At 32.6% G+C, this 19,434-nt stretch carries 12 protein-coding genes and 2 rRNA genes; all 14 read right to left on the bottom strand.

The genetic code is table 4. The features are described 5' to 3' along the window. Position 1: 1 nt before the first annotated feature. On the bottom strand, positions 2-700 hold the full coding sequence (gene pgsA / locus D2833_RS01415; protein WP_011113482.1) for a CDP-diacylglycerol--glycerol-3-phosphate 3-phosphatidyltransferase: 699 nt from the start codon (positions 698-700) through the stop codon (positions 2-4). Beyond that, positions 642-2,012 carry an asparagine--tRNA ligase gene (gene asnS / locus D2833_RS01410; RefSeq protein WP_027333256.1) on the bottom strand — a complete coding sequence of 457 codons (1,371 nt, stop codon included), beginning with the start codon at positions 2,010-2,012 and terminating at the stop codon, positions 642-644. Before asnS ends, pgsA begins: the two co-directional genes overlap by 59 nt. Positions 2,013-2,159: 147 nt before the next feature. Continuing rightward, entirely contained in the window at positions 2,160-4,949 is a 2,790-nt protein-coding gene (locus D2833_RS01405; RefSeq protein WP_027333257.1) for a cation-translocating P-type ATPase, read from the bottom strand. 103 nt (positions 4,950-5,052) lie between these two features. Beyond that, positions 5,053-6,786, bottom strand: coding sequence for a hypothetical protein (locus D2833_RS01400; RefSeq protein ID WP_117273976.1), 1,734 nt, complete (start codon positions 6,784-6,786; stop codon positions 5,053-5,055). Positions 6,787-6,803: 17 nt separating this feature from the next. Then, positions 6,804-7,946 carry a replication initiation and membrane attachment family protein gene (locus D2833_RS01395; protein ID WP_225306201.1) on the bottom strand — a complete coding sequence of 381 codons (1,143 nt, stop codon included), beginning with the start codon at positions 7,944-7,946 and terminating at the stop codon, positions 6,804-6,806. Between the two features lie 197 nt (positions 7,947-8,143). Then, positions 8,144-8,746, bottom strand: a complete 603-nt coding sequence (gene coaE / locus D2833_RS01390) for a dephospho-CoA kinase (RefSeq protein ID WP_011113477.1) — start codon at positions 8,744-8,746, stop codon at positions 8,144-8,146. Further along, positions 8,727-9,062 carry a zinc finger domain-containing protein gene (locus D2833_RS04215; protein WP_231992518.1) on the bottom strand — a complete coding sequence of 112 codons (336 nt, stop codon included), beginning with the start codon at positions 9,060-9,062 and terminating at the stop codon, positions 8,727-8,729. The genes coaE and D2833_RS04215 overlap by 20 nt, the downstream gene beginning before the upstream one ends. 95 nt (positions 9,063-9,157) lie before the next feature. Beyond that, positions 9,158-9,550, bottom strand: coding sequence for a DNA-formamidopyrimidine glycosylase family protein (locus D2833_RS04210; protein ID WP_231992486.1), 393 nt, complete (start codon positions 9,548-9,550; stop codon positions 9,158-9,160). Positions 9,551-9,559: 9 nt separating this feature from the next. Next, positions 9,560-10,426 carry a 5'-3' exonuclease gene (locus tag D2833_RS01380; protein ID WP_027333259.1) on the bottom strand — a complete coding sequence of 289 codons (867 nt, stop codon included), beginning with the start codon at positions 10,424-10,426 and terminating at the stop codon, positions 9,560-9,562. 16 nt (positions 10,427-10,442) lie between these two features. Further along, positions 10,443-13,514, bottom strand: coding sequence for a DNA polymerase III subunit alpha (locus tag D2833_RS01375; protein WP_027333260.1), 3,072 nt, complete (start codon positions 13,512-13,514; stop codon positions 10,443-10,445). 6 nt (positions 13,515-13,520) lie between these two features. After that, entirely contained in the window at positions 13,521-13,778 is a 258-nt protein-coding gene (locus tag D2833_RS01370; RefSeq protein WP_011884055.1) for a hypothetical protein, read from the bottom strand. 129 nt (positions 13,779-13,907) lie between these two features. Beyond that, positions 13,908-15,383 (bottom strand): hypothetical protein, encoded by a 1,476-nt coding sequence (locus D2833_RS01365; RefSeq protein ID WP_014885943.1) that lies wholly within the window; start codon positions 15,381-15,383, stop codon positions 13,908-13,910. Positions 15,384-15,720: 337 nt separating this feature from the next. Beyond that, a 5S ribosomal RNA gene (gene rrf, locus D2833_RS01360) occupies positions 15,721-15,825 on the bottom strand. Between the two features lie 69 nt (positions 15,826-15,894). Further along, positions 15,895-18,805: ribosomal RNA gene (locus D2833_RS01355) — 23S ribosomal RNA — on the bottom strand. Positions 18,806-19,434 lie beyond the last annotated feature (629 nt).

Below are 19,434 nucleotides of genomic sequence, written 5' to 3'. Positions count from 1 at the left end.
TTTAACTCGTTGGTGTTTGTTCTGTGTTTGTTTGTTTAACCATCATTTGGTATTTTTGATAAATCTGATAAGAATAGATTCCCCCAGATGATAAAGAAAAGAAGGTGGCTAGATAATAAGCTAGATTAAAGATCTGATTAGCTATCGTGTTAGTTAAAACAAACTGTCCAGCAACAAAAAAGGTAATGATGATGGCTACCATCTGAGCAACCGTTTTTAACTTCCCAAAGATATTAGCAGGCACAACGATCTTTTTAGTTGAGACAAACACCCTTAAACCATCAACATAAATATCTCTTAAGATTAGTAAGATCACTAGATAAAAGTTCACGACCCCTAGATAAGCAAAATAAATTAAGACAGCATTAATTAATAACTTATCAGCAATTGGGTCAAAAACTTTTCCGTAGTTTGAGATTAGTTGGTATTTTCTAGCCAAATAGCCATCTAAAAAATCTGAGAAAGAAGCAACCACAAATAAGATCCCAATAATTAAGAAATAAAGATTAATCTTCAGGGTTGCTAAATTAAAAAAGTGGATCTGATAAATCGTCTTTTGATCAGATAAACTAAAATAAAACAATACCAAAATTGGGATTAAGATAATAATCCGAATTGTGGTGAGAATATTGGGGATATTTCTAAAAATCAAGTTGGCCATGAAAACGCGGGAACGGAATCGCATCGCGGATGTTGTCACAACCAGTTACATACATCAATAAGCGCTCAAATCCTAGACCAAATCCAGCTGAACGGTAATATCCGTATTTTCTTAGATCTAGATATCATTGCAAGTTATTAAACTCTGGATCAATATCTAGTTCTAGACAACGAGTTAATAACTTGTTGTAACTATCTTCACGTTGTGAACCACCACAGATCTCACCAATCCCTGGAGCTAATAGATCAGTTGCTGCCACAGTTTGGTTATCGTCATTTAACTTCATATAGAAAGCTTTAACATCTTTTGGATAGTTAATCACAAACACTGGACGTTTAAAGACTTTTTCACAGATATAACGTTCGTGTTCAGATTTAAGATCCATACCAAAGTGGATATCTTTAACTTCAAACTCGACACCTTCAGCAACGGCTTTTTTCAAGATCTCAATTACTTCACGATATTCCACTCTTGGAAAATCGTTATTAATTACGTTGTTTAGTTTGTCAATTAATCCTGGTTCTAGATTTTCATTACATCATTCTAGTTCTGGTTTGGCATAATCAAACAGGTAATAAATCGCATGTTTTACACATTGTTCGATTAAGATCGTTAACTTATCTAAGTCCATTAGTGAAACTTCTGGTTCGATCATTCAAAACTCTGATAGGTGTTTAGAGGTATGCGATTTTTCAGCTCGAAAAGTTGGTCCAAAAGTAAAAACACGTTTAAACCCTTGAGCATAAGCTTCAGCAGCGAACTGACCACTTACAGTTAGTGATGCTTTTTTACCGAAATAATTTGGGTCATTAGGACTAATTACTTCAAACGATTCACCAGCACCTTCACTGTCATTTGAAGTAATTAGAGGTGCGTGAACGTATAAGAAGTCGTTATTTTTAAAGAATTCAAAGAAGGCATTTGCTAATTCACTTCTGATCTTCATGATTACATAAAACTTATTAGTTCTAACTCTTAAGTGAGCATTTTCACGTAAGAATTCACTACCATGAGCTTTCTTTTGTAACGGATAAGAAGGATCAGCTTCTTTTAACACCACGATCTTAGATGCTTGGATCTCAAACGGTTGTTTTTTTCCTGGGGTGTTTCTTACCACACCTTTAACTAAGATCATTGATGATATTGGTAATTTACTTATCTCATCAAAGTTGGGGGTGTTTTCTTTCTTAAAAACAATCTGCACTGGTTCAAGTGCTGTACTATCACTAAAAGCAATAAAACCAATTGCTCCAGAAGAACGAATTGACTTAAAACTACCGACTAAGACAACTTGTTCTCCTTCTCTTTTTGAGTGGGATAATAACAGTTCTTTAATTTCAATAAGTTGCATAATTTTCTCTTTGAATCTCTATATTTAGATCTTATTTTGACCTGAATTTTAATCTATTTCAAAATTAGTAAATTTATTAATAAATTATAATCTATTGCTAAATTTTAAAGCAGATATTTCGTTAAAATTTTTCGTCTACTAATTTATTTATTTAGTAATCATTTTAAATTCGTTGATTACTGAACGATGATGAGTTCTAAAATTAATGAACAATTTAAAGATCTCCATAGCAGGAATAATCCCTACACCCATCCCTAAACTGATCCCGACTAAATCAGGACGATTAACAAATTGTTCATCCATTCTAAACACTGAAGCGATCGGTCCTGTTAGTGCTACTAATAAGATTAATGAAACTGAGAATAAAGCACTAAGATAGATTAATCAATAATATCTGATTGAACTTAAGAAGATTGGTCGATCTGACATTAAGTTTAAACAGTGAATTGAAGCTGCAATTCCTAGAACGATAAAGCCCATTGATGATCCGATCTTATTAAATGATTTGAAGATCTCAATTTGATCTGAGTAGATCGCATAATTAATGCCAATACTATAAGCAGCTAATGACATTAAAGCAATAAAACATGATTGTCATAAAAGATCGATCCCCATTCTTCTAGCAAAGAGATTTTCATACTTATAGTATGGTCGAACGTTCATGACGTCGTTTTTTGATTTTTGGATCCCCAAAGCAATCGCTGGAAACCCGTGGGTTAAGATATTAATCCACAACAACTGTGCTGCTGATAGTAAACTAAATTTAGCAAATAATTCAGCTGGGGTTTGGTTAATTAATGTCAATTTAGTAGCAATCTCAGCGTTTGTACTAATAATATGACGATAAATTGGCACCATCACAATTAAACCAATGATGAAAACTAACAATTCAGCCACTGATGAGATTAAAAGGTTTTGAATCACCTTTTTAATCGTTTGATAGATCCTACGACCTGATTCAACCGAGTTGATGATCGTAGCAAAGTTATCATCAACAATGATCATATCAGCAGTTTCTTTAGCCACATCAGTTCCAGTAATCCCCATCGCACAACCAATATCGGCTTTTTTAAGTGCTGGTGCATCGTTTACACCATCACCAGTCATTGCGACCACTTGGTGGTTGGCTTGTCATGCATCAATAATCCGCATCTTGTCTTTTGGAGACATTCTTGCGTACACAGAGTATTTTTCAATATCTCTTTTTAAGGTTTCATCATCGATCTCATTTAACTCTTTAGATGAGATCGCCAAATCAGTTTTTTCATTATAAATATTAACTTGTTTAGCGATTGCTTTAGCCGTATTAAGATCATCACCAGTGATCATAATTGGTTTAATTCCAGCAGCTTTAGCTGAGTTTACTGAATGGATTACTTCTTCTCGTGGTGGGTCGATTAGAGCGATAATCCCTTGTAGTTCAAGATCGTTTTCGATCTCTAAGAAATCATCATAAAGTTTGTTAATCGGTTTAGTTCCAACAACAAGGGTTCGATAACTTTGATCAGCATACAGTTTAGTTTGGTTAATAAACTGATCGTGATTTTGGTTATTTGAAATCTTTAAAAGCGATTCAAGTGCACCCTTAACGATTAAAATACCAGTATTTTTATTCTCATCAAAGATCTGAACTGACATCATCTTTTTGACAGAATCAAAAGGGTGTACTTTAATCTGATAGTGAGCATAATCTTTAGCTTGATAAAATTGGTTTTCAAGACCAAATCTGATTAGTGCAGTCTCAGTAGGATCGCCCACTTCAACCATCTTATTATGCTCATCAAAATTAATCTTAGCTGTTGAACATAAGATTGAATTAATTAGTAATTTCTTATGTTCATCAGTTAATTGTTTAACACCTTCACTATCTTTTGTTCAAAGCCCAACAACAGTCATCTGGTTTTTAGTAATCGTTCCAGTTTTATCTGAACAGATGATTGCAGCAGAACCTAATGTTTCAATCGAAGATAGTTTTTTAACAATCGCTTTTTGTTTGGCGATATTCTTAACTCCAAGCGCTAAGATAATAGACACGAAAGTACTTAAACCTTCAGGGACGGCAGCAACAGCTAATGAGATAGCAGCAGCTAAGGCTGCTGGTCAGGTTGATTGTATATTACCAACACCATTTAAAATAATCTGAATAATAAACGCGATAATGAATAAAACAATCCCACTATAACCAAAAACTTTTGACAGTTTTTCTAATTTGATCTGTAATGGTGATAGTTGTTTCTTTTGTTTATTTACTAATGAAGAAATCTTCCCAATTTCGGTGTTAGTCCCTATGCCAATTACTTCACATAAAGCATGACCATTAGTAATTGAAGCCCCTGAAAAGAGATGGTCATTTCTTTCTATTGTAGGTAAATTTGCTTCATCATCATTATCATATTGATACTTCTTAACTGGTAATGACTCACCAGTAAGAATTGATTGGTTTGAATAAAGATTACTTGATTCAATAATCTTACAGTCAGCTGGGATCACATCTCCAGCTTCTAACATAATTACATCACCAACAACAATCTGAGTAGATTCAATATTAACTAACTTATTATCTCGATAAACTTTGGTCTTAGTTAAATTAAGTTTATTTAATGATTTAACTGCTTGATCAGATTTAATCTCTTGCACGGTTCCAATTAAGGAGTTAACCACAATAACAAAGAGAATAATAAAAGGTTGGGCTAGTTCAATTTTTAGCGTACCGTTATCAGCATTAAAATCTCAGTTATGTTTTATCCCAGTTATGATCGCTACAACAAATGATGCAACTGTAGCAATTAATAAGATGATGATCATCAAGTCCTTAAATTGAGCTAAGAAAACTAAGAAATAATTTTTTCTTTTCTCAATGTTAATTACGTTTGGACCATCTTTTTGATATCGTTCTAAAGCTTCAGAACTACTTAATCCAATTTTTTTATCCGACATGGAAATTTATAAATTTCAAGTATTTTCTTAAATACATTATCTATATTTTACTCTTTTTTAGATCGATAATAAAAATAATTGGTTGGCAAAATTAATCTAATGATTAAGTAAAGTAATAGCCAAACAGTGAATCATAAATTGCTTCACCCACCTTACCGCTTAAGTTTTTATCAAGGTGACCTAATTGATAAATTAATTTAATCTTCTTTCAGATCTGTTCGTTTCTTTGCACATCTATTGGGTTGATCTTTACATTACTTAAAAAACTACTAATCTCTCTGATTAATTTCACAGCATAATTAACATATTTAGTTAACTGCATTTTAGTTAGTTCTAATTCTTTATGATTATCAATTAAGTTCTGTAATTCATTAAAGAAAAGTTCATGCTGATTTAATAATTCTTTTAACTCTAATAGTGCATTTTCGCCGCTCATTTTGTTGATATCTTGATTTTGAATCTCGTTATTAACAACTTCATTTTTGTTACTATTTTGAGTTTTGGTAAATGCAAAATTAACGATGTTTTTATTATCAAAAAATAATTCGTTAATTGCTTGTTTTAGTTCAGCAAAATCATATTGTGGATTTCATCTTTTTAATCTTGAAATGATTTTATTGGCATTAATGTTATTAAAGAAAATGATTTTTGCTTTAGATCCATTATTAAGGTTTTTATTAACCGTTTTTAAGAAATCGACAATCTGTCAGATCTTTTCATATAAGAAATTGATTCCGTTTAAATTATCTAAATAAATCACTAAGTAATCTAGTTTATTAAGATCGATCTCTTGAATCACCAAATCCATCATCTCTTTTTTGAAAATATATTCGAAATTAAGATAAGAAACTTTCTTGTGTCACTTAGCTTGATAAATTAAGAAAAATTGAATAAATTGTTGGATTTCGCTTTCTTCTTTAGAGCTTAATAAACTATGATTAATTAAATTAAATTCACATACTTTTTTCTGAGTTTTACCGATGATTTTTAAGTTTTGTCGATTAATTGGATTATTTAAATAACGATTGTATAACTCATTAATTTTTGCTAATTGAGTTTCGTTATTCTCACCATAAATTCATGCATCTTCTTGTAAATATTTATAAATAATATTTCAATAGAATTTCTTAATTGGTTTCTGGGTATAAAAAATACAAAAATCAGTTACTAAATTAAATTTTTTATTAACCAATTTAACATTCTTATGCTTATGATTTAGATCTGCACAAGTTGCATATTCTAAGTTTTTTGGTTTGTTATCTTGATCAAAATGCAACTCATAGCAACTTTCATAATCAATACATGATTCAATAAAACACTTAACGAACTCTTTATTTTTTAATAACTGAGCAGCAGGTGTTTTAAATAATTTTGCATATCAATCTAATAAATAAATATGTGATCTTTTATCACGGTAATCATCTGTTATTAGCTGTGAATGGATATTTTTTTCTAATTTTTCAAGTGCTTGTTTAGTTTTAAACTTATGTTCTTCTTGAATAAAATCAAACCGAGAACTGTTTTGAAAAATGTAATCGTAATTAGATTTGTTTAAGTTTTTCTTCAACGTAGCATTAATAGTATTAATTCGCGGTTTGGTGTACTTGGAATAATCTGGGCGTTTAATCCCATTAGTGATCGTTAATTTTGAGATCTGTTGGTTTATAAGAACGATCTCTTTACCAAATTTTAAAGATAGTTTATGAATCTGCTTAGGATCTGTTAAAACTTTGATTTGGTTAGCTCAATTAGAATATAAATTTATCAGTTCCTTGCAACAATTAATAATTTGTTTTTTTATTTCTGTCTTATTAATTTGCTCTGTAGTTTTATCCATATGATCGTTATGATCTTTTAGTTACGTTTTTGCAATTCAAACTTTATATTAGCATTCTTTTTACTGTAATAAGTTTTTCTAAAAAACTTAACTGCATCATTTAATCTTGAAATATTCTTTAATTTTAAAGTATTAGAAATTTTTTCTACGTATTCAAATTGAATTTGATCAGTTAAAGTAAAGTGAGCTGCAAAATCTAGGATCGCATTAACAATATGTTCGCGGTTGTCATGCTCTTTTTTGATTTTTTCTACTAACTCAACTTCTCTGGCAAATAAATTACGACGATAGATACCTCTTAAGTACTTTTCGCTATTCATCGTACGGTATTCCCTTAGGATTTTTATCTCTAAATCACTTGGACAAAAAGTACTATAAAAGCTCTCGTTACGAGCCATATTCTTAGGAATTGAATCATCTTCAACCTGATCAATTTCTTTGGTGTAGTTAGTTATTGCTCTTGTTAGTTCAAAGGTATCATTAATATCATCAGTCGTACTAATGATATTTTTGATCTCAGCTTCAGTGGGATTGTATCGTTCACACAGATTAACTAATGCAGTTTTAGTTTCTGGTGAGAATTCAAAGTGACCAAAGTTAAGATTATCAATATCAACTAATGTTTTAGTTGGTTTAACAATATGACTAATTTGGTCAGTATTGTTATTACTCTTATAAACTTGGTGGAATGTTGATGAAACATTAACATTGCTACCACCAATATTTTTATTTGAATAAAGACTACTTAATCTAAAGTATTCTTCATGACCAATCTTAGCAATAATTCGATTCTTAATCTCTTCTTGAGATACTAAACTATCCCAGTCTAGCATCTTAGCTAAACAAAACTTATAGATCAGTTGTTTTTCAAGTGTCTTTTCTTCTTTATAAGTTTTGATTAAGCTCATGCCTTCAAGTAGGTTTCTAAAATCAATTAGTTGTTTTTTAGAGATATTTAAACTTGTAAGGATTCTTGATAACGGCAAGTTATTTTTCTTTCAACGTTCATTTAAATAGATTTGGTGATCATTTAATAACCAAATATAAAACATCGTTGCTTGGGGTCCCAAGATATGAATATATACGTTAGTGATTAGACCAAAGTCACTTACACCGCCATTCATTTTGTGGATCTCATATAACTCTTCGTAATCAACCATACTCACTCTTTTATTATCTAAACCTGCTGCTAGCTTAATAAGTTAACAATAAAAGTATAAGCAACTAAAAAATTTATGATTGAGATTTTTATCTTGATAAAAAGATAAGAACAAAACGGGAATTAAAGCCAAAAATTTATCCCCATTTTTTGGTCTTGAAATTCAAGACTTTTATGAAGTTTTCCCCAATTTGGGGATTACAATTCACATTGGCTACTAATTTTTTTAAGAAATTTTAGCAGCTCTTGATAAGCGGTTTCAATTTCGCCGTTATTTTGTATTACTAAATCGGCTTTAAACTCCTTATTTTCTTTAATTGGATTCCATTTTTTTAGGTCAAAATCCTTTAAATAAGCGAATTTCTGCAAGATTGATGCTTGAATTAGTTTTTCATCGCGTTCAACTAAAACAAAATAATCAAAGATATCTAAATATCTCTGTTGGTTATTGTAGATAGCAGCTCCTTCAACGACAACTAGACCATGATAATCAAGGTTTTTTAAGTGGTTTTTCGCAATTTTTCCAGCAAAATCACTTAAAAGCTTTAGTTTATCAGGATTAGCAAAAACTAATTGCCCTAATTTTTTTCTATTAACTTGATTTTCATCAACGTATTCCAACCCAAAGCTTTCAACAACAAAATCATAACCTGATTGGTTTTTTTGATAATATTGGTGGATTAATTCGTCTAGATTAATCGTGTAATAACCATCTTGTTTTAATCTGTTAATCAACATTGATTTCCCTGATGAAGATTTACCAGATAAACAAACTAAGATTCTATTTTTGACATTTCGCACAATAATAAGTTCCCCGGTTATTTAATTTAGTTTTTTTCACTAAGTTACCACAAACCTTACATGGTTTATCTTTTTGTAAATGGACATTTAAATAATCCTGGTATGAACCAGCATGGTTTTCTTTAAACTGATAAGAAAAGATCGTTGTCCCGTTTAGTTCGATCGCTTTTAATAAAACTTTAGTCGCATTCTTACTAATCTCTTTGAACTGTTGATCAGTTAGTTCGTTGGCTTTTTTAGCTGGATTAATCTTAGATAAGAATAAGATCTCATCAGCATAAATATTACCGATCCCAGCAACCACAGATTGATCTAATAAAACTGATTTAATTACCCTTGAAGATTTTTGAGCATTATTTTTTAGGTATTTCCAATCTCATTTTTGTTGTGTGGGATCAATTGCTAATTTCTTTAAATAATCTTGATCTTGGTAATCAAGAACACTATGGATATGAAACGTCCCAATCTTCTTGTGTCATGATAGTGCAGTTCAAAATCATCTAAGATAAATCGTACTAACACATGACGTTCATCATACTTAGCTTTAAACTGACTAATCTTATATTTTCCCTCCATTCTTAGGTGGGAAACCAACACTTTGTTGTTAGACAAAATAAAGATGATATACTTACCAATTCTTTTAATGTCAACAAAGTGTTCATTGACAAGGAATTTCTTAAATTCTTTTGGTGTCGCGTTTTTTAACACTTTTAGTGCACTAACAATGACATTGTTGATCTTTTGATTAATAATCTTAGTTTTAAGATAATTAATCACCGTTTGGACTTCTGGTAGTTCTGGCATAATATCTTCTTAATCTAAATGACTTATCTTATAATATTCACAAAACGCAAAATAGTTTTGTTGATCAAGTGGTTTAAGTTTAAAGTTATTAATATCTTGATCAACTAAACAATCTGTTCTGATCGTGGCTAATTCTTTCGAAAGATAACAATTAGCTTTATTAGCAACTAATTTATCTTTAATACTTGGTTTGATCTGATCAAGATTAGCATAAATATTATCAATATTTAGATAATCCTTGATTAGTTGGACAGCCGTTTTTTCACCGATCCCTTTAACACCTGGAATATTATCTGAACTATCACCAACTAGTGCTTTGTATTGAATCACATCTTCTGGTTTAAGATCATGAAAATGTTCCTGGAAATTACGTTCGTGAACCTGGTTAAAAACACTTACGCCTTTAACAAATTGATAAACAACATTATATTTGTTAACCAATTGAAAGATATCTTGGTCTGAAGTGTAAATGTGACACGTGATCTGATCTTTATTAGCAAGTGCACTAAATGAACCAATTAGATCATCAGCCTCTATCCCTGGTGAAGATAGAACATTTAAACCAAGATAACTAAAACCATCTTGAAGTGCTACTAATTGCTCAATCAAACCTTCAACTGGTTTTTTTCTTGTAGCTTTATAACCTTCATAGATCTTAGCTCGATCAGTTTTTTCTTTTGAATCAAATGCGACTAGAGCATAATCATACTGATCAGAATTAAGAATCTTATTAATCATCTTTAAACTAGTCTTAATTCCGTTGCTTGGACGAATACCTTTTTTGATCGCATATTCATACATACTAAGCGTGGCATAAAATGCGCGAAAAACTAAAGAATTACCGTCAATTATTAACGCTTTTTTTGTGCTCTTCATATTATTTTTGTTTAACTTATTTAAAAATATCTACTACATCTAAAATGGTGTAAGAATCATGGCCTCTAAATAGGTCATGGTCTAAACGCACGATCAATTTTGTTTCTTGATTAATAAAGTTGGTTAGATAATCACTTAATTTTTTATCTCTTACTTTAGCATTAATCTCATATGCACCATCAAAGATAGTAAATCTTCAGATCTTGTTTTTTAGTTCAACTTTTTTGATTTGCACTAAGATACTGCACACTTCTTTTTGTAGTGCACCTTTTAGTTGCTTCACTGTTTTTAAATCTTTAATCTGTTTTTCTAAAAAAGCAATCTCTTTTTTAAAGATATTTGGTTTATAAACTTTTTTCTTGATCGCTTCAAATGAAACTTTTAGTAATGAATCAGCTAACTCGTTTTCAGCTATAAGCTCATCTTTAGAAAGATTTAAAAACAGTTCAGGTTGTTCTTTAGTTAAAAAGAATAAGCTAGATTGAACAAGCGCTTTTTTCTCTTCATATGAGATTAGATCATCATCGTTTTTAAACCCAACGTTCTGATCAAAATACGATTTAACTAAAGCACTCATCGCTTTCTTAGATAACTCTAATTTAAATTGATCAAAAACACCAACGTTAACTAACTTATCAAATAAACTTTTAGTAATCCCATTTTTTGCTAAATTGATTAAACAATCAATGAAACCTTCAAACTGTTTGTTATTTCTTGCTTGTACGATCTTGTTGGCATTTTCATTACCTAGACCATTAATCATATTAAACCCTAGAATGATCTTTTGATGATCAGCACTTAAACTAAACGATCAATCTGAAAGATTAATATTTGGTTTAATGATCCCAATATTGCGTTCAATAATCTCAATGAAATAATCAGTGAGTTTTACCTTAGAATCAACGTTGTTTTTTAATAAGATCAGATAAAACTCTTTGGGATAATTAGCTTTCAGATAGGCCATCTGATAAGCTAAGAACGCATAAGATAAGGAGTGAGAATGGTTAAAACCATAATCAGCAAACTTATGTAAGTATTCAAAGATCTCTAACGCTTTTTGTTCTGAATAGCGATTTTTGATCGCTTGTTCAATAAAAGCGTTCTTATCTTTTAATAATAAGGCTTCATCCTTTTTAGAGATTGCTCTACGAAAAGAATCAGCTTGTGCAGCATCAAAATTTGCTACCACCATTGCTGTGTTAATCACTTGTTCTTGATAAATGATGATCCCATGTGTTGGTTTTAAGATCTCAATTAAATCTTCACTTAAGTAATTAAATTCAGTGTTTGAGAATCGTCTTTTGACATATTCATCAATATTATCTTGGGGCCCTGGTCGGTATAGTGCTGAGATAATTGAGATATCTTCAATTGATTCTGGTAGAACCTTTTTTAAGACATTTTGCATCCCTAAAGATTCTAATTGGAACACTCCTTTCGTATACCCTTTTTTTAATAAGTTAAAGGTGTTCTTATTATTTAGTGGGATATTATTGATATCAAAATCACGATCATAGTTTAGTTTGACTAAACTATTAATCTCATCAATGATTGTTAAGGTTTTTAACCCTAACAGATCGATCTTCATCAAACCAAACTGTTCGAGATATTCCATTGAGAATTGCGAAACGGAACGGTTATTTAAATATTGCAATGGGATCGTTTGGGTTAGTGCATCATTACCACAAACAACACCAGCAGCATGTAATCCGGTCTGTCTTGGAACATTAAAGATCGTTTGGGCTAAATCAAAGATCTTGCTAATCACATAACAACTAACAGCGCCTGAACGTTTACACTTTTTTTGATCTAAATCACACTCATTGCAATTAAGCACTTTCTTAAGTGCTGTCGCATTTTGGTTTTTTTCTCAATCAGATATCTCATCATATGAAACAAAATTAATTACTTCATCTGTTTCACTAGTTTTTAAATCTAAAACCCGGCAAACGTCTCTGATCGCATTTTTAACCTTAATTCTTTGAAACGTAATAATGTGGGCAACATTATCTTTAGAATACTTATTAAATAAGTAATCTACAACTTCTTCACGTCGTGAATCCATGATATCAACATCGATATCAGGCATGCTTTTTCTTTGGGGGTTTAAGAAACGTTCAAAGATTAATCCATAACTAATTGGATTAATCGTGGTGATATTTAAAAGATAAGAGATAAACGATCCAGCAGCTGAACCTCTCCCTGGACCGATCACGATCCCTTGTTGTTTAGCATGATTAATAAAATCATAAACAAACAAGAAGTAATCACTAAAATTAAGTTTTTTAATGATTGCTAGTTCGTAGTTTAAACGTTTTTGGTCACTAGCTCTAATTAATCTTTTGTTTAATAAGTCATTAAATCTAGTTTGACACAGTTCAACTAAATATTGATCGCCATCAAACCCTTTAGGGGTGTGATATTTAATGATTGAATTTTTGGTTAGATTATCAAGATCTCAACCTGAACACTGCTGAACTAAATCATTTAATCTATCTAGTTGTTTTTGTGAAAATTGTTTTTTAGCTTTTTCTGTACTTAAAAAAGGACTAGCTAAAACAAGTTGGGAATTATATAACTCATCGATCTGAAATTTAGATCTTTTGCCAGCTTGTTTCATGCTAACTGCATTGATCACATTTAGCCCAACTTTTTTCTCTAAGTCATAACAATTAACAAAGTTAAAAGCTAGTTCTTTTTTCTTAAGACAATTAACATGGTCCCACTTAAAATCACCTGATTTAACGATGACAAAAAGATTCTCATCTAAATATTTAAAAAGATCAAACTCAAGATTACTAGAAGCAAAACTACTAATCTTAATTAGATTAAGATAACCAGAATTATTTTTTGCAATTAAAACTAGTTCAGAATTAGTGCTATGATCAAAAATCTCTAATCCGATGATTGGGATTAGATGATTTTTTTTAGCTAAGTTATAAAACTCAACTGCTCCGTATAAAACATTTAAATCAGTTAAGCAAACGTGGGTTTGATTATTTTTGACAGCAAAGTCAATAATCTCACTAACGCTTAGATTAGTGCTTAATAAAGAGTAGTAAGATCGAGTATTTAAATTGACAAACATCGATGATTATTGTTCGCTCAATTTAGCTAATCGCTTTTGTAATTCTTTGATCTCTTGTTTAAGTTCTTTGCGAGCTTGCTTATCCGTTGAATTTTCTAATTCAGCAGTTAGATTAATGATTTTTTCTTGCAGTTCGATCTGAAGAAGCCTGTCTTCCATGTTAAAAACTTTGGTGTCTTCTAACTTAACACGTTCGAACTTCTCTAGATCTTTAGAAGATGTATTAAAACGGATAGTTTTACTTTTTTTATTATTAGAATCCATCAATAGCCTCGCAGGTTTTATATTTCACTAAAATTATAACAAATATATTTTTAAAACTAACTTACCCAAGTTTTTATCATCTTGTTATTTACGAAGTAATGTTAAGTTAGATAATTTAGACTAAACTTATTAATTAACGTTGATCTTGATCTGTTCTTTTTGGTTTGTCTTAAGCACATGCTTATTCACAAAGAATAATGTAGCAAAAGGTAGATACATTAACAGTCTTGTTCTCTTAGAAAAGATCCCTGCTTTTGCATAGATCAAGAATCAACTCATGTATAAAGCAACAAAGAACAGATTTGTTGTCACAAAAGTATCTCTAGCTGAGTAAATGATTCCCGTTTGATCAGCCTTAGCTGAAGTTGTAATTATGCCAAATACAGTCATTGGTTCTTCTCTTCCAATAATTAAAGCTCCATTACGGCTATAGAATAAGTAAACTAAGATTAAGAATGATCATTGTGCAAGTTCAATTGCAATTAAAGTTAATGATAATCTTAGTTTGCTTTTTCTAATCACTTTTGAAAACACATAAGGATTATCATCTAAGATGATTCCCATACTAAATACGATGAAAGTGATCATCATAATGTGTGAGCTTACTGATCTTAAGGTTCTTAAAAGTACTACTTCTGATGACGTATTTCTTAAAAAGTCAATTGAATAAGCGTTCAGATAAGTCGTTGAAGCAATAAGGGTATAACCTGGACCATCTTTAATGATTGAAAATGCAGCAAAGATAGCAAACACTAAAACGCCTAATAGATAAAAGATTGATAAGTAAATAACAGTTGCTGTTAATTTGATCTGAAAAGCAATCTTATTAGATAATAAGATCTTTTGGTATCATCTAAGCCCGGTTTCATTTGGGATGATTAATTCATCTTGTTGACTAAAGTTATTAAAAGTTCTTAGGTTTAAGAATAAACTTGCAAACGGAACTAAAGCTAAAAAACGTTGATTTCTTTTAAATAAACTTAATTTTAAATAAGGGATGAATAAAGCGATGTAAAAAGCAAAGTAGATGATATTTCAAAAAGCAAATGAATCCTTATTAAAGAAATAAGGAAGGGTTGCTGCGTAGTTTAAAACTGATAGTTTTAGATCAGCAAAGAAATTATTGTTAATCTTTATAAATGAGATTAGATCAGATTTAATATTAGCATTAGCAAAATCTACTGAAGCAATTTGATCTTGATAGACTTGACTAATAGTTTTATCTATCGGATAAAAATAAACGATTAGAACTCCCAAGAAAAATACTCATGCAATCGCTTGAATAATTTCAATTACAGATAAGATTAGTTTAAACTTATAAGTTTGATAAATCAGTTTATGATCAAACTTATAAGTTTCTTTACCAGTTAGTAAGATCACAAGCCCACTAATAGCAAAGATCACAAAGAAAACTAAGGGTAAAATTAATGAAGTCTTAAAGAAGTTTTCATTATAAATTACGAAGTTATTGCCCCCAGGGAAAGCAATTCCATAAGTCATGATCGTAATGATTCCAGAACTGGCAAAAAGTAAGGTCGCCAGATAAACTAAAAAGAGTGCTAATTGCCTCCTGGTAACATTAATAATTTTGAAGTATTTTTTCATTATGGTGATTCCTTAAATATTTTTAATCTAAATTGGTTGTTGCATAAAAAACCAGTTAGCACTAGTGATTAATAATTCCATAATCATTTATTATTATGGAATTATTCAAAAACTGGCTAGTTGTTTAGCCCCTTTAAAAGATAAAGAGTGCTTAGATTTATCGCTAAATCTTAATCGTTAAACTAATGTATTATAACTGTTTAATTTTTTTTGTTTAAAATAATACTTACTTATTTTGAAAGAAGAAAAATAACGGTTAAAATAAGGTCATTTTAGAAACTTAAAATCTGTTTAAGTTGTAAAAAAACGACACCAAATTAATGGTGTCGTTTTCTTTGCGTGATATTTTCCTATTCTTGCTTGCGCTACCTTTGGCTCCATGATGCTTAACTTCTGGGTTCGGAATGGGACCAGGTGTTTCCATCACGATATCGATATCACACACATTGCTCTTTGAAAAACAAGATACAACAAATCATATTAGATAAAAAAACAGCTAATGTTTTTGATCAAATCTAAGTCCTCGAATTATTAGTACTAATCAGCTAAATACCTCGCGGCACTTACACCTTTAGCCTATCAACGTCGTAGTCTACAACGATTCTTACTCCATTGCTGGAAGGGAAGATTATTCTTAAAGTCGGTTTCACACTTAGATGCTTTCAGCGTTTATCCGTTCGACACGTTGCTACCCAGCGGTGCAGTTGGCACTACAACTGGAGCACAAGAGGTGTCTTCACTCCGGTCCTCTCGTACTAAGAGTAAATCTTTTCAATCTTCCTGCGGGCACAATAGATAGGGACCAACCTGTCTCGCGACGGTTTGAACCCAACTCACGTATCTCTTTAATCGGCGAACAGCCGAACCCTTCGAACCTGCTTCAGCTCGAGGATGAGATGAGTCGACATCGAGGTGCCAAACACTGCCGTCGATGTGAACTCTTGGGCAGTATCAGCCTGTTATCCCCAGAGTAGCTTTTATCCGTTGAGCGATGGCCATTCCATACTGAACCACCGGATCACTATGACCTAATTTCTTACCTGTTCGACCTGTTAGTCTCACAGTCAAGCACCCTTATACCATTACACTCTTAACACGATTTCCAACCGTGCTGAGGGTACCTTTGCACGCCTCCGTTACCTTTTGGGAGGCGACCGCCCCAGTCAAACTGCCCGCCTAACACTGTCCTATTGCTGGATAACAGCAACTAGTTAGAGAAGAATTTAAACAAAGGTGGTATTCCACTGGTGACTCCACAACTCCTAGCGAAGTTGCTTCAAAGTCTCCCACCTATTCTCTATATGTCTAAACTCTGCCCAATATTAAGTTACAGTAAAGCTTCATGGGGTCTTTCCGTCCCGTTGCGCCTAACGGGTGTCTTCACCCGTACCTGGATTTCACCGAGTCTATAGCCGAGACAGTCAAGAGATGGTTACACCATTCAAGCGGGACGGAATTTACCCGACAAGGAATTTCGCTACCTTAGGACCGTTATAGTTACGGCCGCCGTTCACTGGGGCTTCAGTCGGGAGCTTTGATTGCTCTAACACCCTTCTTTAACCTTCCAGCACTGGGCAGGTGTCACCCCATATACATCATCTTGCGATTTAGCATAGAGCTGTGTTTTAGTTAAACAGTCCCCCCTCGTTCTTCACTGCGGCTCAACTGTTACATTGAGCATCCCTTCTTGCGAACTTACGGGATGAATTTGCAGAGTTCCTTAGCTATAGTTCACTCGCTAACCTTAGGATCTTCTCCTTGACCACGTGTGTTCGTTCTCGGTACTGGAAACAAATAGTTAACCCTAGAAGCTTTTCTTGGAAGCGTGATGTATGCATCTTCGCTACTTGCAAAGCGTTCACTCGTATTCATAAGTTGTCCTTAAAAAGGGCGGATTTGCCAACCCTTAAGACTTCTTATTTAACCCCAAATCCGATAATGGGGATGCATTAACCTTCTCCGTCACTCCATCAGCTATTTGTTTGTACAGGAATATTAACCTGTTCTTCCATCGACTACGCATTTCTGCCTCGCCTTAGGTCCAGACTAACCCTGGAAGGACGACCCTCGTCCAGGAAACCTTAGTCAATCGGTTTGAGAGATTCTCACTCTCAAGCGTTACTTACACCGGCATTCTCACTTGTATACAGTCCACCAATCCTCACGGTTTGACTTCATCCCATATACAACGCTCGTCTACCACTATCATTCTTACGAATAATAATCCATAAATTCGGTAATATGCTTAGCCCCGTTACATCTTCGGCGCAAAAACACTCGACAAGTGAGCTGTTACGCACTCTTTAAACGATGGCTGCTTCTAAGCCAACATCCTTGCTGTTTAAGTATTTTAACAACCTTTTCCACTTAGCATATTTTAGGGACCTTATTTAATGATCTGGGCTCTTCCCCTTGTGACAATGAAGCTTATCCCCCACTGTCTGACTGCAAGAATAAATCAATTGGCATTCGGAGTTTAATTGTATTCAGTACACCAAGGCGGCGCCATCATACATTCAGTAGCTCTACCTCCAGTTGATCATGATCTTACGCTAGTCTTAAAACTATTTCGACGAGAACCAGCTATCACGGATTTCGATTGGAATTTCACCCCTAGTCACAGGTCATCCGCTGTCGTTTCAACGAAAGTCGGTTCGGTCCTCCATTAGATGTTACTCTAACTTCAACCTGCCCATGACTAGCTCAACCCGTTTCGGGTCTATAATAACAAACACTTTAATTCGCTCTATTCAAACTCGCTTTCGCTTCGGCTTCCCTTCTAAAGGTTAACCTGCTTGCTATCATAACTCGCCGGCTCATACTTCAAAACGCACGCCATCACACATTAATGTGCTCTGACACGTTGTAGGCATATGGTTTCAGAATCTATTTCACTCCCATCCCTGGGTTCTTTTCACCTTTCCCTCACGGTACTATACGCTATCGGTCACTAGTTAGTATTTAGGCTTGCCCAATGGTCTGGGCGACTTCGATCAAGATAACGTTTCTCGATTTACTCAGGATCCTGCTAGGTATTAAACCAATTTAAGATACGGGGCTATAACCCTTTATCGCGTAGCTTTTCAACTACTTCTCCTATCAGTTCAAAGTCCACATTGCAGTCCTATAACCCCAAGATAAATCTTGGTTTGGCCTGTTCCGCTTTCGCTCGCCACTACACACGGAATCTCTTTCGATTTCTTTTCCTGTTGCTACTGAGATGTTTCACTTCACAACGTATTGCTTTTAGACCCTATGTATTCAGATCTAAATGATTAATATCACTATTAATCAGGTTCCCCCATTCGGACATCTACGGATTATCGCTTCCAACCAGCTCCCCGTAGCATTTCGCAGGTTTGCACGTCCTTCATCGCCTTCTAGTGCCAAGGCATCCACCATAAGCCCTTAGTAACTTATGTATTTGATCCATTAGCTATTTTTATTGAATCTATATTATATGAAATTTGATTTGATACTTTAATCAAATTTCGGACTAGAAAGATTTGTCGTATTCAGTTTTCAAAGAACAATGTAGCTATATAAGCCTTAAAGATTATAGCACAATAAATCAGTTTGCACAACACTTTTCTAAAAAAACTTTTATCATTGGATTTTTTTATAAGCATTAAAGCTAAAATCACAAGTAAAAAATAACCAATGATTAATAATAAAAAAAGCCTTTTTAAATCATTGGTTTGAACAGATAAATCTGCATTTTTTGCAGTAAAAATAATAAAAAAAATCATTGATGCAGTTAATTATGCATCAATGATCTAGTTAGTTAGTTTATTAGTTATCTGACCAAAAAGGTTTTAATAATTGTTCTTGGATCTTTGAAAGGTAAACTTAATGATGTTTACAAGGTTAACTTAAAGTGTTATTAAGTTAAAAAGCTTTAAAGAAAAAACTTAATAACTGCTTTTAAAATACCCCTTGAGAACTGAATAGAATCCGACCAACAATTTTTAAGTTATCAATTTGCTTTTATGGGTTTAACTTTTCTTGCTGGGTTTTAATTGTTTCACCGTTATATGTAACAGGTGTATAT

The sequence above is a fragment of the Mycoplasmoides gallisepticum genome, assembly GCF_900476085.1.
GTDB classification, from domain to species: domain Bacteria; phylum Bacillota_I; class Bacilli_A; order Mycoplasmatales; family Mycoplasmoidaceae; genus Mycoplasmoides; species Mycoplasmoides gallisepticum.
This window is presented reverse-complemented; position numbering and strand designations above follow the sequence as displayed.